This is a genomic window from Alteromonas sp. KUL17, assembly GCF_006538305.1.
GTDB classification, from domain to species: domain Bacteria; phylum Pseudomonadota; class Gammaproteobacteria; order Enterobacterales; family Alteromonadaceae; genus Alteromonas; species Alteromonas macleodii.
Genome location: NZ_BJKJ01000020.1, coordinates 71,900 through 86,980, shown reverse-complemented (window position 1 = coordinate 86,980; position 15,081 = coordinate 71,900). Strand labels below are relative to the sequence as shown.

The window sequence follows — 15,081 nt, the reverse complement described above, 5'->3', positions numbered from 1 at the left end:
CAAGCGGAAGAAGAAGCGCGTGCAAAGGCAAAGGCTGAAGCACAGGCGAAAGGCGCAAGCGGAAGAAGAGGCTCGCGCAAAGGCAGAAGCTGAAGCACAGGCGAAGGCTAAAGCGGAAGAAGAGGCTCGCGCTAAGGCAGAAGCTGAAGCGCAGGCGAAGGCTAAAGCGGAAGAAGAGGCTCGCGCTAAAGCAGAAGCACAGGCTAAAGCCAAAGCCGAAGAAAAGCCTAAAGAGAAAAAGTCGTTATTTGCACGTTTAAAAGAAAGCCTATCTCGTACAAAAGAAAACCTAGGCAGTGGTATTGTTAGCCTGTTTAAAGGCAAAACCATCGATGACGAGCTGTACGAAGATCTTGAAACACAACTGTTAGTTGCTGACGTGGGCATGGATACTACGCAAAAAATCATCGATCACCTAACCGATAGTGCTTCTCGAAAAGATTTAAAAGATGCCGAAGCCTTGCTGGAGATCATGAAGCAGCAAATGTCGGGCATGTTGTCTCAAGTGAATCAGCCTCTGTCAGAAGTGATGCAGGCCCATGATTCCAGTGAAGGTCCGTTCGTTATCTTAATGGTTGGCGTAAATGGCGTAGGTAAAACCACGACTATTGGTAAGCTGGCTAAGCAGTTCCAGCAAGAAGGTAAGAAAGTGATGCTTGCTGCGGGTGATACCTTTAGAGCGGCGGCGGTTGAACAGCTTCAAGTATGGGGCGAGCGCAACGATATTCCGGTTATCGCACAGCACACTGGCGCTGACAGTGCATCGGTACTTTACGATGCACTAGAAGCAGCAAAATCGCGCGGCACAGATATCCTTATTGCCGACACGGCAGGGCGTTTGCAAAATAAGAACAACTTGATGGAAGAGCTTAAGAAAGTGGTTCGCGTAATGAAGAAAATCAATCCGAATGCGCCTCACGAAGTTATGCTTACATTGGATGCAGGTACTGGGCAAAACGCTATTAGCCAAGCCAAGTTGTTTAACGAAGCCGTGGGCTTAACAGGCATCACACTAACCAAGTTAGACGGTACAGCGAAAGGCGGCGTTATATTCTCTATTGCCGATAAGTTTAAAATTCCTATAAGGTATATAGGTGTTGGCGAAAGTATCGATGATTTACGCCAGTTTGACGGACAAGAATTTATTGATGCGTTGTTTAGCGAAATGGACACACCTGAAAGCTAAAACCAGCAAAGCGGTAGGGAAAGATAATGATAAAGTTTGAGCAGGTAAGCAAAACCTATCCGGGCGGACAACGTGCGCTAAGCAAGGTGAATTTTCATATTGCGCCGGGTGAAATGGCCTTTTTAACAGGGCATTCTGGCGCAGGAAAAAGCACGCTACTTAAACTTATCAGCCTAATGGAGCGCCCAACAGTAGGGCGCGTTCTTATTAATGGCCACGACCTTAACGCTATTACCCGTCGAGATATTGCCTATATACGCCGCGATATCGGCATGATCTTCCAAAGTCACCAGCTGCTGATGGACAAGTCGGTTTTTGACAACGTGGCGTTACCGCTAGTCATTGAGGGTTACACCCACAAAGAAATTCGCAAGCGCGTAGAAGCTGCACTTGAAATGGTAGGCTTAAGAGACAAAGCGCGTTGCCTTCCCATTACGTTATCAGGGGGGGAGCAGCAGCGAGTAAATATTGCTCGAGCTGTCGTAAACAAGCCGCCGTTATTGCTGGCAGACGAACCGACCGGTAACCTCGACCCCAAGCTTTCCATGGAAATCATTCGCCTTTTTGAAGACTTCAATCAAGCGGGCGTGTCAGTACTTATTGCAACCCATGATTTAGGGCTGATTGCTCGCATGCGTTATCGCACGTTGACCCTCAAAAATGGTCAAATGATCACCGATGGCCTTACTGACGACCTTGATGGCACAAGTTCAGCCAGCAGTGAAGGAGACTGGTCATGAGCATTTTGTTTAAAGGACGTGCAAAAGGGGCGTCTTCTGCCAAAGTAGGCTTTGTCCAATCTATTGTGATGTTCTTTGTCAGCCATGTACGCCAAGCGCTGGCGAGTCTTGGAGAGCTGTGGCGTCAGCCGCTGGCATCTTTAATGACTATTGGGGTACTAGGCCTGAGTATTACGCTACCTAGTACGCTTTATATCATGGTGAAAAATACTGAGAAAATTACAGCAGGCTGGGATCAGGCGTCAGAAATATCTCTGTTTTTAAAGCCAGATATCAACGCGGCAAGTTCGCAACAGCTGGTGGCACGATTAAACAGCTGGTCTGAAATAGACAGCGTTGTTTATATTCCAGCGGATGATGCGCTTAAAGAATTTCAGCACTTGTCAGGGTTGGGCGATGCCATCGCCTATCTAGAGAAAAACCCACTGCCTGATGTAGTGCTAGTAACGCCAAACGAAAAACACGCGTCGCCGACGGCAGCGAAAGCACTACTAGATAAACTGCGACAGCAGCGTGAAGTTGATATAGGTAAACTGGATATCGAATGGTTAGAGCGTTTATATGCCGTTATCGATATTGCCAGAGACTTGGTTACGCTAATAGGATTACTACTTTTCATCGCCGTTGTACTAATTATTGGTAACACCATTCGTCTGAATATTTTGAACAAGTATGACGAAATCGTAGTGATGAAGCTGGTTGGCGCAACCGATGCGTTTATCCATCGCCCGTTTTTATATACAGGCTTCTGGTATGGCCTATTGGGCGGACTAATGGCGTGGTTTGCCGTTATTATCATACTATGGTGGATGGATAGCAGCATCACTACGTTTGCCGCTATGTATCAGAAGGATTTCAACATTACCGGATTAACCGGTTCGGCATTGCTGACTATGCTGGGACTATCGGTGCTGCTTGGTTTACTGGGCTCACTTATCTCTGTGCAGCGTCATGTAAGGGAAATAGAGCCCAAGTAGTCGTAGACGTGAGTATATTCACACGCCTACAGTGCGAAATATATAGGTGCACTGTATGACGTTATTGGCGGTAAGTAGGCGTGTTCTTAGTTTTGTACTTAAGCTATCGCACGGGGATAGTGTGAGGAGATAGCGCTGCGCACTCCATTGCCCCAAATGATGGCTTGGTTATACAGCATATGCAGCTGCTTCTGGTCAATATTAAGCACTTTAGCTTGTTTTATGACATTCATCCAAAGGGCGCTTTCAAAGGCGCGAACCAAAGTCATATAGCTGTTCATTTCTAAGTTCTTGCCAAGTAGTGCATCGTTAACCTCATCGGAAAGCGGCAGCTGCTTTACAATGTCTGTCATAGACTGATCAAGTAACCCTTCAAGAAGCGAAAATAAACCAACCAAAAAGGAGATGGGCGGATTATTTCTAAGACCTCTACGCTCAGCAAGTAAGTCGAAAAACTTAGCGCGAACTAAAGACATATGAATGATTTCAAGGGGCTTTTCATCGCCTAAGTTCGTTAAACTTAATAAAGCGATGAATTTCTTAATCTCTACTTCACCCATGTAATTAAGCGCGTGCTTTAGCGATGTAATTTTGTAACGCTTATTAATAGTGGGGTTATTGATAAACTTCAGCAATAAGAAGCTTAAGGTGGCGTCTCGCTCTATAATTTGGCTGATACGGTCTATGTCAAAGTCGCTGCTAGAGCTTTCGCCCATCAAATCAACAATGTTCATTTTAGACGCAGGAAGCTGTCGTAGAATACGTGCTTCCGGTTGCGAGAAAAAATAACCCTGGAAGAAGTCGAAACCCAAATCTACGCACGTTGAAAAATTATCTTGCGTATCAACCTGTTCCGCCACTAATTGCACGTTCGCATCGTGATAGCGCGGAATGTGCTTTTCAATGGTTTCAAAGCGGGTTTTTGTCACATCGACTTTCACAATATCGATAAGAGGAAATATGTCGTGTTTTGAACCCACCATCATAGGGTCATCGATAGCTAGCTTAAAGCCAAGTTGCTTTATGTGCTGGCATGCTTCGAATAGTCCGCTGGTGTTGTCGGATGGATCAGCCAGTTCAACCACTACCGACTCAGGGTTAAGCGATGTAGGAAAGCGCGAAATAATTGTATCTGACGAGAACGTGATAAAAGACGTTTTTTCGCCGCTGATATCATCAAGCCCAAGTGGATGGAAGTGCTCAGAAATATACTTAGCTTTCTCTTCGTTATGTTCCGGATAAGCACCAGACTTGCCATCTCTGAACAGAAGCTCATAGGCGAAAACACTTTTGCTTTTATCTAAAATAGGCTGGCGAGCTATAAACGCGAACATAATCTATTCCTGATACAACACGGTTAAGGTTATTTTTATTGTTATATTTAGAGGCTTAGCTAGCGCTACGTCACACGCTAAGGTTAGGTGTTCTTTAATGTGTAATCCAAAAGAACTGACCCTAGTCTATGATATGTAAGCGCAATCTAACAACTATTCAACGATTAATTTCACATCAACTGGCGTAATCGTAGGCTTAGTTGTCGTTCAAAGCGGCCTTATGAATGTGTTTAGCCCACTTTATCGCTTCGTTGTAATAACTATGCAGAAGACTCTGTTTAACACCATACTTTGTTGCGAATTGCTGAATGCCCGTCCATTTAGCTCTTTCAAAGAATTGTGACAGCGTCAGGCAGTTGCGAAGCACACCAGGGCTTCCGCACAGGGCATCTTTAACGTCGTCACTAATTGGAACCTTGCTGACCAAATCGTCAATTCGCTGTTCCATCATGGCATCAAGCAAAGAAAGCAGGCCAGTAAGAAAACCTTTTAACGGGTCATCGGCACCTTTAAGCTGGGTGTAGACCAGTTCACAGAACTTTGCGCGAACAAGCGCCATTTGCATTAGCTCAGTAGGCTGACCATCGCTTAGGTTTGCAAGAGCCAGCAGTGATATGAACTTCTTCACTTCTACTTCGCCCATAAAGGTTAACGCGTGTTTAAGTGACGTTATTTTATGTCGCTTGTTGACCAGAGGATTGTTGATAAACCGCAGCAGCAAGTAGGTAAGCGAGGGATCTCGTTCAATGATTTTGTTTACTTCATCGAAATTAAGCTTTGCCTGGCTACTTAGCGTAAGTAACTCCATCATAGTTAGGCTGCTGGGCCCTAACTTTCTGTGCCTTACGATTTCGGGTTTAGCTAGAAAGTATCCTTGGAAATAGTCGAAACCCATATCTTTGAATTTATTGAATTCTTCATAGGTCTCAATTTTTTCTGCAACCAACTGTATTTTGTTCGACTTGAAGCGTTCGACAAGGGCGGGAATTTTTTCGTGGGGGATCTCTGTAATGTCAATTTTGACTATGCTGGTAAATGGAATGAATGCTTCCCACTTCCCTTTCATGTCATAGTCGTCAAGAGCAATAGGATAGCCAAGACCTCGAATATGTTTGCAAGCGGCTACCAGCGCATCATCAACGTCAACGGTTTCTACAATCTCAATGACCACTTTGCTTGCATCCAGAGAGGTCGGAAAACGAAACATAAGTGTGTCGCGGTGAAAGTTGATGAAGGCTTTCTTATCTCCGGTTATCTCCTCAATACCTAAGCTTAAATGGGTAGAGGTAAGAATTTTCGAGGTAGCCTCGTCAGGAGGTATATCGGGAAAGCAGTTATCTTCTCCAACACGAAAAAGTAGTTCGTAGGCGTAAACTTCTCTGTTTACATTAAATATGGGCTGTCTAGCGACGTAAGCAAACATCAAGATCCTCTTTGCTTCACTTGCCTTACTCCTTTCCTTAAGTATTTCCCTTCCAGTCTTTTATAATTGTTGTCTGGAAAATGCTGTACAGCGGTTGTAGTGCAAAATCGATTAATTCAATCTATTATTTTCAGTTTCCAGCCAGAAAAGCAAGGTATAAGATGACATATACAAGGTTTATATACTGTATTGACGCGTAGGCACCTTGCTGCCTTATCTTAGAGATAGTGGAAATCTTATGTTTCGGGTAACTAGCGTGTAATAAATAAGCGTTGGATTTCATACCAGTGAGATTAGCCTTCACTTTGGTATGTGTAATTAAAGTATAATGATGTAGTGGTTAAATGACCGACCCAAAGGCACGACGCCAGAAAGTGCAGCGTGTCATTCGATGTGAAGTCGATAGTCTAGGCTTAGTGTTTGCGGTGAATGCATTCGTAAATGGACCGCAAGCTTTAAAGTTGAACTTTTTTTCTTAATTTAGGTCTTGATATTGTAGAAATAGTCACTATACCTACATATCGGTTAGACTTCATATCTTAATTAGGTCTCGCGCAGCTTCGGTTACTTTGCTAATATGAAGCGGCAATAAATGAGGTGAACAATGAGCAACAATTTGCAATCTATGGCCCTGTCAGTGCCACACAGCGGTAGCATTGAAGGCTACATCCAAGCTGTAAGCAGCATTGATATGCTTAGCGCTGAGGAAGAGCGCGAGTTGGCAGTGCGCCTTCGCGAAGACGAAGACTTACAAGCCGCTCGTAAGCTAGTAATGTCACATCTTCGTTTTGTAGTGCACATTGCAAAATCTTACTCAGGTTATGGCTTACCACAAGCCGACTTAATTCAAGAAGGTAATATCGGTCTGATGAAAGCCGTTAAGCGTTTCGACCCAACAGTGGGCGTACGTTTGGTTTCTTTCGCGGTACATTGGATCAAAGCAGAAATTCATGAGTTTGTACTTAAAAACTGGCGAATAGTGAAAGTTGCGACAACCAAAGCGCAGCGCAAACTGTTCTTTAACCTTCGTAAGGCGAAGAAGCGTCTTGGTTGGTTTACTCATGACGAAGTGCAAACAGTAGCGAACGAATTGGGTGTGAGTACAAAAGAAGTGCTTCAAATGGAAGCGCGTATGAGCTCTCAAGACCAAGCGTTCGATTTAACTGCGGACGAAGATGAAACAGGTAACTTTGCGCCAGTTCAGTATTTAGAAGACAAATCTTCAGATGTTGAAACTGACGTAATTAACAACGACTGGGATACAGCGGCGAGCAAGCGCTTGTACTCAGCGATTAAAACGCTAGACGAGCGTAGCCAAGATATCATCGAAACTCGTTGGTTAGCAGACAACAAGATTACTCTGCAAGACTTAGCTGATAAATATCAGGTTTCTGCAGAGCGTGTTCGTCAAATTGAAAAGAACGCGATGAAAAAGCTTCAAGCAGCTATGGTCGCGTAGTACACGCAGTGCATAGCTTACAAATAGCTTAACGACGAAAAAAGCGCCTTAACGGCGCTTTTTTTATGAGTGGATTTTTGTTCTTAGTGACGGCTCGTACGAATTAGTGATGATCGCTAATCCGTAACGCTACTCTTCTTCATTTTTAGAGGGAGGAAGTACGTAGAATACCCCTTCAAATTCCGCCACAGGGGTGTCGCCATCTAAAATTGCCACACTCAGCTCAAACCTTGCCTTGTTGTCGTTCTCTAGCGGCTTGAATTTTCCAGACAAGGTTTCAATATTACAGATTGCCCTTGGTTTCATCGTGATGGGTTTGTGGTAATGAATATCACCATCGCCCAATACAATGTCACCGTCTAATCCACGCTCTTTAAGCTGCAGGTAAATCATGCCCCAGCCAGTTAGTGTAGCTAAAGAAAAAATACTGCCAGCAAACATAGTGCCGTGAATATTGATGTTTTTGTTTAATGATGCACGGGTTTCAAGCGTGCGGCCTGTGTACTGGTAAAGCTTAATTCCCATGTGCTCGGTAATGGGAATGGTCTCAGACCATGTCTCTTGCAGCGATTTACACCACTTAGGGTGAAGTACCAATGTGTTGTTTTCAGTGAACTTCTTGACCATTTGTTGACGTTTAAGCATGCCTAGCTCGTTAGGCGCTTCACGCTCAACTTCAAAGCCACATGCGCTAAAAAAGTCGATAGATATTTCGCGGCTGTTCGTTACAGCGCGCTCGGCGCCCAAGTCTTTCGCAACGTTTTCGAGTGCGGCCATGATCATTTGGCCTAAGCCCTTGCGTTGATGGCCTGGGTGAACCGCAATATGACGAATTTGTGCCTCTTCGGCTGTGTTCAAATGCACACGGCCGCAAGCTACAATTTCGCCATTTCGGTTAGTAATAATACGGTGCTCTGCGACTTGTTCATATTCGTCTTTTTCAGAGCCTGGAGGGAAATTCCATGGCTGGCGTAAGTGTTCCCACCGAAAATGAAAATAGGCTTCAAACTCGGCATCGCTTTTTGGTGTGACTACCTTGTACACAATAAACCGGCCTTCTTAAATGAATGAACGAGTATTTAAACGTAAGAATACATGCGGTACAAGCTTAATTATGTAAGCAAGTTTGGGATGCTGACGAAGCGTACGATTTTACCCGCTAAACGCTAAATTGAAAGGTGACGGGGCCGTCATTAATTAGGCCTACTTGCATATCAGCGCCGAACTCGCCGGTGGCCACCACCATACCTTTATTTTTTAGAGACTGAACGAACTTTTCATAAATGGCTTGGCCGTGTTCTGGCGATGCACCGCGTGAAAAACCAGGACGATTACCTTTCTGCGTATCGGCTACGAGTGTGAACTGAGAGACCACCAGTATTTCGCCTCCCACTTGCTCAACATTTAGATTCATTTTTCCGTCTTCGTCACTGAACATGCGATATCGACAGAGCTTATTTGCTAGTTTCTCTATTTCCGCGTCACCGTCTTCTTTCTCAACACCCAAGAGCACCAACATGCCTTTACCAATTTCGCCGATAACATTACCGGCAACGGTGACATTGGCTTCCGATACGCGTTGAATTAGTCCTATCACTTCGACGACTCCTGAATAAAGCGAGACATGTCGCGGGTAGCACGGCAGAGCGCGTAACCTATACTAGGCTCGGAAGTACTGTGCCCCGCGTCGGGGATAATTTGTAGCTGACTTTGAGGCCACGCTTTGTGAAGTGCCTCCGCCGCTTCTGTTTTGCAGATCATGTCGTAACGACCATGTACAATTGTTCCAGGAATATGACTTATTTTGCTAATGTTTTCAAGAATATAGTTTTCATCTAGAAAACATTGATTAGATAGGAAATGGCATTCCAATGTGGCTAAACAGGTGACCAGCTGCATAGGGTAATTAGTTGTCGAGTCACCCACACCAGGTGGTAGCGTTATACGGGAAAGTCTCTCTTCCCATTGGTACCATCTTTTAAGCGCTGAATGTCTTAGTACATCATTGCTAGAACGCACCATTGCGCTATAGAAATCACAGACTGAATTAGAGGTCACAGGCTTAGGCACATCTTTTGTAAATTTCCGGTAATACTCGGGAAATAACTGAGCTGCACAGCCATTTGGCGATAAAAACCAATCCCTGTCTTCCTGTCGAGCTAAAAATACGCCACGTAGAATGAGTCCTGTCACTCGCGGCGTGTACTTTAACGCGTAGAGCAGGGCGAGTGTCGAACCCCACGAACCGCCAAACAAGAGAAATTTTGGAATTGAAAGGTGTGTACGCAATGCTTCGATATCTTCAACATTCGACCACGTGTCGTTATTTAGCGTGTCAGCTATAGGCGTAGAGCGGCCGCAACCACGTTGCTCATAGCCGATAATGCGATACTTATTGCTGTCAAAAAAGCATTTGTAATTAGGGGGTAAGCCTGCACCTGGACCTCCGTGAATAAAGAGTACGGGGATGCCGTTTGGATTACCACTTTGCTCGAAGTAAAGCGAATGCCCACTTCCCACTTCGATAAATCCATTTTCATAGTAGGTAACATCGGGGTAAAGTCGTTTCATTTTGTTTCTGCGCGTTGTGTGAGTGCCTGTTTTAGTTTAGTTTATTGTTATACAAACGGTTGCGTGCTGACTGCTTCAACGCTGTTTATGCTTGTAAAATAAGCGATAAATCTTAAGTGTATACTATAGAACAAGTGTCATTACGTGCTAGCTAATCATATTATAGTCATAAATGCGAGGATGTTTATATGGCAGGTCAAGGATCGGGCGGTAATGTAATCGCCGCAATTTGTAACTTCTTTATTCCTGGTTTAGGTCATTTGGTTCAAGGCAGAATACTGGGCGCGCTGTTCTATTTCATTACCGTAGGCGTGTGCTATGCCCTGGCTGCGACCGTCGTTCTTGCTATCGTATTCTGGCCATTAGGTGCCATTTTGCATCTAATCAGTATTATAAGCGCAGCGCGCTTTAGAGGTGGAGTAACCGCATGAAGCTACTTGCATCAGCATTTGTTGCTATGCTTGCCCTTAGTGGGTGTCAGTCTGCATATTACGCAGCATGGGAAAAGGTGGGCGTTGAAAAGCGTGATATCTTAGTAGACCGCGTTGAAAACGCGAAAGAATCACAAGAAGACGCTCAAGAGCAGTTTAATTCGGCGCTGGAGGCATTCAGCGCGGCCGTTGCATTTGATGGCGGTGAGCTTGAAGATGTTTACAATCGATTAAACGGTCAGTACGAAGATAGTGTTGCCGCCTCGGAAGAAGTGAGTTCACGTATAGACAAGGTGGAAAGTGTAGCTGAGGCTTTATTCGATGAATGGTCTGAAGAGCTAGAGAAGTATGAGAACGCATCGCTGAAGCGAGATAGTGCGGCGAAGCTTCGCGAAACTAAACGTCGTTACGCTTCACTAATGACGGCTATGCGCAAAGCGGAAAGTAAAATGCCGCCGGTATTAAGCGCGCTTCAAGATAATGTGCTGTACTTGAAGCACAATTTAAATGCCAGCGCGATAGGCGCGCTGCAGGGCGAGCTCTCTACTATCGAGAACAACGTCGCTCAGCTTATCAGACAAATGAATTCTGCTATTGCAGAGTCTGATGCGTTTATTTCTTCAATGAAAAACTAGCTTTTAAGCAGTAATATATAGAGAGGGAGCGAGAAGCTCCCTTTTTTATTTTAAACCTGAAGGGCTGGTTATTCTTGAGGTACCTTGCGGGGTTCGTTTTCTGCTTTTCGGTTTTCAAACGCTTCACCCAGGCTGCAGGTAAATTCAGCACCAAACAGCACAATTATCCACGACAAATATACCCATAAAAACAGAATAGGTACCACTGCAAGCGCGCCGTAAATAAGTTCGTACGAAGGAAAGTTCGTAACATATAGCGCAAAGCCTGACTTGGTAATTTCAAAAGCGATAGTAGCCACGATAGCGCCCACCAGTGCGTGACGAGCAAAGACCCTTCTATTAGGAACCACCATGTATAAAATGGTGAAAGCAAGCATGGCTGCGCCGCTTGGTACAAGGCTGAGTAAGAAAGTACCAAGACCTGGTGTGTATTCTTCGGTGAATGCCGCTAATCCAGTCAAATAAGAACTGACCACCACACTGGAGCCGATTAACATAGGACCAAGAGTGATCACCATCCAGTAAATAGCAAAGGTATACACAATCGGTCTGTCACTTTGCGTACGCCAAATTCTATTCAGGGTTTTATCTACGTTTGATATAAGCATTAACGCAACGACCAGCAGAGACAAAATACCAATAGCACTCATTTGTGAGGCATTGCCTACGAAATCGGTCATGTATTTATGCACCACATCACTGGCGGTAGGAACAAAGTTGCTAAAAACAAAATGTTCGAGCTTGCTTCTCACAGATGCAAAGGCAGGAAAAGCCGACATAATGGTAAAGGTCACCATGATAAATGGTACTAAAGATAACAACGTTACATAAGCTAAGTGCCCAGCAGAGATAGTAATATTGTCTTCTCTACAGCGCTTTATGAAGATGCTAAAGAGATCTCTAACCTGAGGAGTAACATTGTCATATAAGGCTTTAACCTTGTCTAAATCCACTCAATTTCTCCTGACGATACCGTGTAAATGGTAAACAGCGCGGTCTTATCTATGCGGACTGTTATAAAGCATCGATAGTTCATTACATGTTATATCAGATGGTAACTGCGGGCGGCCTTGGTGGCAAAGTTTAATGCAGGCTTTATACAATAAAGGCGCATTGACTGCGCCTTTTGTGGAGTACTTCGTTAAAAAACGTAAGCACGGTCCTGATTGTCGTATGTATTAAGCGCCTGAACGCACGCCGAGCATGTGGCAGATGGCGTAGCTTAATTCACTACGGTTCAACGTATAGAAATGGAAGTGTTTTACCCCTTCTTTAGCGAGTACTTTAACTTGGTCCATAGCAATGTTAGCGCCTATAAGATTACGGGTAGCTTGGTCGTCGGCATCAAGGCCGTCGAACATTTTGTGTAACCATCCCGGCACATGAACATTTGTGAACCCCGCAAATTTCACCAGTGTTTGGTAGTTGGTTACCGGCAAAATACCCGGAACGATATCTAAGTCGACACCCGCTGCGGCTGCACGGTCTCTAAATCGAAGGTACACACTCGTATCGAAAAAGAACTGGGTTATCGCTTCTGTGGCACCTGCTTCTGCTTTGCGCTTAAGGTTTAGTAAATCAAACTGCGCATTTGGTGCTTCAGGGTGCTTCTCTGGATAGGCAGCAACAGAAATATCAAAATCGGCAACGTCTTTTAGCAAGGCAACAAGATCAGAGGCATACATCTCTGTCTTTTCTACTCCTGGCGGTAAATCGCCACGAAGCGCAACAATACGGCGAATACCTGAGTCCCAGTAGTCTTTTGCAATTTGCTTAAGCTCATCACGGCTAGCATCAACACAGGTCAAGTGAGGAACCGCCGCGACACCGGTTTGCTGCTGAATGCGTTTTACTACGTCGTGGGTTCTGTCACGCTCACCGCTATTCGCGCCGTAGGTTACCGACATGTAGCTTGGCTTTAGTGGCGCTAGACGTTCAACTGACTTCCACAGGGTCTGTTCCATGGCTTCCGTTTTAGGCGGAAAGAATTCAAAAGATACATCAATATCACGCAGTTCCGACAGGGACTGGTTTAATGCATCGATACCTTGTGCGTAAGAAACCATGGCTTTTTCTCTCAAAAATGTATTCTTATAGACGTTTAGACGTCTAAATTAAAGAATATATGTCTAGACGTCAAGAGGTTTACACTGCTCAATTGACCTTTTCGTGAACTTGTTTAGAATTTCTCTTCATAACATAAAAAAGAGTAGACCGAGTTAGTACAATGGCAGAATGGAACGGTAAATATATTCACCCCTACGCAGAGCATGGCAAGAAGAGCGAACAGGTAAAGAAAGTCACTGTCTCTATACCTATTAATGTGCTTAAGGCGCTTACTGATGAGCGTACTCGCCGCCAAATCAATAATCTGCGTCACGCCACTAATTCAGAATTGTTGTGCGAAGCATTTTTGCATGCGTTTACCGGTCAACCATTGCCTAACGATGATGACCTGCGCAAAGACAATCCTAATCGCGTACCGGCTGAAGCAAGACGCATTATGGAAGAAATGGGCATTGATCCAAGCTTCGAAAACGATGTGTCGGAAGACGACTGATATTTGGTATTAAAGAGAAACGGCGCTTTGTTGTAAGTTATTGCTAGTTGATAACCTACAACACGGCGCCGTTTTTTATGTACTTGTATTCTCTAAGCGCACTTTTTAGCAAATAAAGGTTGAGCACTAGCCCCTCCATTTTTTTGCCTAATGCGCCAGAATTTTATTCTTCTGGGCTTTCAGGCACGCGTGCAACACCAGATTCAATCGCAGCCTTAGATACGGCGGTAGCAATACGCTCGCATAAACGCGGGTCCATAGGTTTAGGAATAATGTACTCCTTACCAAATGTCAGACTAGTACTCTTACTGGCAGCTAGTACTTCTTCTGGTACAGGCTCCTTCGTGATAGCACGAAGGGCTTCTACTGCCGCTACTTTCATTTCATCGTTAATGGCCGTTGCACGAACATCTAGTGCGCCACGGAAAATAAACGGGAAACACAGTACGTTGTTAACCTGGTTAGGGTAGTCCGAGCGTCCGGTAGCCATAATAAGATCTTTACGTACTTCGTGAGCAAGTTCAGGCTTTATCTCAGGGTCTGGGTTAGAACATGCAAATACAATTGGGTTTTCAGCCATCAAGGCCAGTGTTTCTGGTGGTAAAACATCCGGTCCAGACACACCAACAAAAATATCCGCACCTTCCATTACGTCTTCAAGCGTACGCTTGTCAGTATTGTTAGCAAATAGCTTTTTGTGCTCAGTTAAGTCTTCGCGACGAGTATGGATAACGCCTTTTCTGTCTAGCATATAAATACGCTCACGCTGGGCACCACACTTAATAAGCAGTTCCATACAAGCGACCGCTGCTGCACCGGCACCCATACACACAATTTTAGCGCTCTCTATGCTTTTACCCTGAATTTCCAGAGCATTAAGCATGCCCGCTGCAGTTACAATAGCGGTACCGTGCTGATCATCATGAAATACCGGAATCTTACAGCGCTTAATTAGCTCTTGTTCAATCTCAAAGCATTCAGGCGCTTTAATGTCTTCTAAGTTAATGCCGCCAAATGTGTCAGCGATATTCGCTACTGTATTAATGAACTCTTCGGTTGTACGATGCTTCACTTCAATGTCAATGGCATCCAGGCCAGCAAAGCGTTTAAACAGAAGGGCTTTACCTTCCATAACAGGTTTCGATGCCAGTGGGCCTAGGTTACCCAACCCTAAAATTGCGGTTCCGTTACTGATAACGGCAACCAGGTTTCCTTTACCCGTGTACTTATAGGCGTTATCTGCATCTTCAGCAATTTCTCTGACCGGCTCGGCAACGCCTGGGCTGTAGGCAAGAGCAAGGTCATCGACGCTGTCTGCTGGCTTAGATAACTCTACGCGGATTTTTCCAGGTGTGGGTTTGGCGTGATAGTCGAGTGCGCGTTGTCTAAAATCTGACATGTAAAAAGGTATCCTTAGATGTAGGGTTCATCGGTGTTTTCGTTCACGCTCTGTAGCTATTTTATTGTCGTTATAGTTATAGGTAGATAAACGTAAGCGCGTTACAACCAAGTAATGACAAAAGTGATTATAAATAGTTGTTAGCACTAGGGCTTGTTGATCTTTGTTTTACAGCAATCATCAATAGGCCCCAAGGTGGCATGTGGAAAAGCAGACTAGGCGTTAACCTTTACTGATTTTGTTCACATACCTTAATGGATACAAGCCTCTGGTTTATGTACCCAAAAGCGCCATAAGTCTTGAAAGCAATGCATTATTCACAGAATTAATGCTCACTATCAAAGTGCCGATCGCAACTCTAACACA

The 15,081-nt window shown here is 44.6% G+C and carries 14 protein-coding genes and 1 pseudogene; 7 read left to right on the top strand and 8 right to left on the bottom strand.

Annotated elements, in window-relative coordinates:
- From ftsY to ftsX, 3 genes and pseudogenes are all read left to right on the top strand, one after another.
- A pseudogene (gene ftsY / locus KUL49_RS15975) lies at positions 1 to 1,186 on the top strand (signal recognition particle-docking protein FtsY); the annotation flags it as partial.
- A 26-nt stretch (positions 1,187 to 1,212) separates the two neighbouring features.
- Positions 1,213 to 1,926, top strand: coding sequence for a cell division ATP-binding protein FtsE (ftsE, locus tag KUL49_RS15970; RefSeq protein WP_131137920.1), 714 nt, complete (start codon positions 1,213 to 1,215; stop codon positions 1,924 to 1,926).
- Positions 1,923 to 2,903: a permease-like cell division protein FtsX gene (gene ftsX, locus KUL49_RS15965; protein ID WP_061096014.1), complete on the top strand. Its 981-nt coding sequence runs from the start codon at positions 1,923 to 1,925 to the stop codon at positions 2,901 to 2,903. The genes ftsE and ftsX overlap by 4 nt, the downstream gene beginning before the upstream one ends.
- Before the next feature lie 98 nt (positions 2,904 to 3,001).
- On the opposite strand, the gene KUL49_RS15960 is transcribed toward ftsX, so the two are convergent.
- Both KUL49_RS15960 and KUL49_RS15955 read right to left on the bottom strand, forming a co-directional pair.
- Complete coding sequence (locus KUL49_RS15960) at positions 3,002 to 4,237, bottom strand: EAL and HDOD domain-containing protein (protein ID WP_039226795.1); 1,236 nt, start codon at positions 4,235 to 4,237, stop codon at positions 3,002 to 3,004.
- A 196-nt stretch (positions 4,238 to 4,433) separates the two neighbouring features.
- Positions 4,434 to 5,660, bottom strand: coding sequence for an EAL and HDOD domain-containing protein (locus KUL49_RS15955; RefSeq protein ID WP_014950988.1), 1,227 nt, complete (start codon positions 5,658 to 5,660; stop codon positions 4,434 to 4,436).
- 604 nt (positions 5,661 to 6,264) lie between these two features.
- Here KUL49_RS15955 and rpoH point away from each other — a divergent pair.
- Positions 6,265 to 7,119 (top strand): RNA polymerase sigma factor RpoH, encoded by an 855-nt coding sequence (rpoH, locus tag KUL49_RS15950; protein ID WP_014950987.1) that lies wholly within the window; start codon positions 6,265 to 6,267, stop codon positions 7,117 to 7,119.
- Between the two features lie 129 nt (positions 7,120 to 7,248).
- Here rpoH and KUL49_RS15945 read toward each other — a convergent pair whose 3' ends face one another.
- The 3 genes from KUL49_RS15945 to pip all read right to left on the bottom strand — a co-directional run bounded on the left by KUL49_RS15945 (position 7,249) and on the right by pip (position 9,690).
- On the bottom strand, positions 7,249 to 8,163 hold the full coding sequence (locus KUL49_RS15945) for a bifunctional GNAT family N-acetyltransferase/hotdog fold thioesterase (RefSeq protein WP_014950986.1): 915 nt from the start codon (positions 8,161 to 8,163) through the stop codon (positions 7,249 to 7,251).
- A gap of 115 nt (positions 8,164 to 8,278) precedes the next feature.
- The gene (dtd, locus tag KUL49_RS15940) at positions 8,279 to 8,716 is read right to left on the bottom strand and encodes a D-aminoacyl-tRNA deacylase (protein WP_039226792.1); all 438 of its coding nucleotides are present in this window, start codon (positions 8,714 to 8,716) and stop codon (positions 8,279 to 8,281) included.
- Positions 8,713 to 9,690, bottom strand: coding sequence for a prolyl aminopeptidase (gene pip / locus KUL49_RS15935; RefSeq protein WP_039226790.1), 978 nt, complete (start codon positions 9,688 to 9,690; stop codon positions 8,713 to 8,715). Before pip ends, dtd begins: the two co-directional genes overlap by 4 nt.
- A 188-nt stretch (positions 9,691 to 9,878) precedes the next feature.
- Here pip and KUL49_RS15930 point away from each other — a divergent pair, with 188 nt between their 5' ends.
- Complete coding sequence (locus tag KUL49_RS15930; protein ID WP_014950983.1) at positions 9,879 to 10,121, top strand: hypothetical protein; 243 nt, start codon at positions 9,879 to 9,881, stop codon at positions 10,119 to 10,121.
- On the top strand, positions 10,118 to 10,756 hold the full coding sequence (locus KUL49_RS15925; RefSeq protein ID WP_014950982.1) for a DUF2959 domain-containing protein: 639 nt from the start codon (positions 10,118 to 10,120) through the stop codon (positions 10,754 to 10,756). Before KUL49_RS15930 ends, KUL49_RS15925 begins: the two co-directional genes overlap by 4 nt.
- Before the next feature lie 68 nt (positions 10,757 to 10,824).
- Here KUL49_RS15925 and KUL49_RS15920 read toward each other — a convergent pair whose 3' ends face one another.
- Together KUL49_RS15920 and metF are read right to left on the bottom strand one after the other, a co-directional pair.
- Entirely contained in the window at positions 10,825 to 11,709 is an 885-nt protein-coding gene (locus tag KUL49_RS15920) for a virulence factor BrkB family protein (protein ID WP_014950981.1), read from the bottom strand.
- A gap of 225 nt (positions 11,710 to 11,934) precedes the next feature.
- Positions 11,935 to 12,822 carry a methylenetetrahydrofolate reductase gene (gene metF, locus KUL49_RS15915; RefSeq protein ID WP_014950980.1) on the bottom strand — a complete coding sequence of 296 codons (888 nt, stop codon included), beginning with the start codon at positions 12,820 to 12,822 and terminating at the stop codon, positions 11,935 to 11,937.
- Between the two features lie 161 nt (positions 12,823 to 12,983).
- Between metF and metJ the strand changes: the two genes are divergently transcribed.
- Positions 12,984 to 13,316 carry a met regulon transcriptional regulator MetJ gene (gene metJ, locus KUL49_RS15910; protein WP_014950979.1) on the top strand — a complete coding sequence of 111 codons (333 nt, stop codon included), beginning with the start codon at positions 12,984 to 12,986 and terminating at the stop codon, positions 13,314 to 13,316.
- 163 nt (positions 13,317 to 13,479) lie between these two features.
- On the opposite strand, the gene KUL49_RS15905 is transcribed toward metJ, so the two are convergent.
- Positions 13,480 to 14,715, bottom strand: coding sequence for a malic enzyme-like NAD(P)-binding protein (locus KUL49_RS15905; RefSeq protein ID WP_014950978.1), 1,236 nt, complete (start codon positions 14,713 to 14,715; stop codon positions 13,480 to 13,482).
- Positions 14,716 to 15,081: the final 366 nt, after the last annotated feature.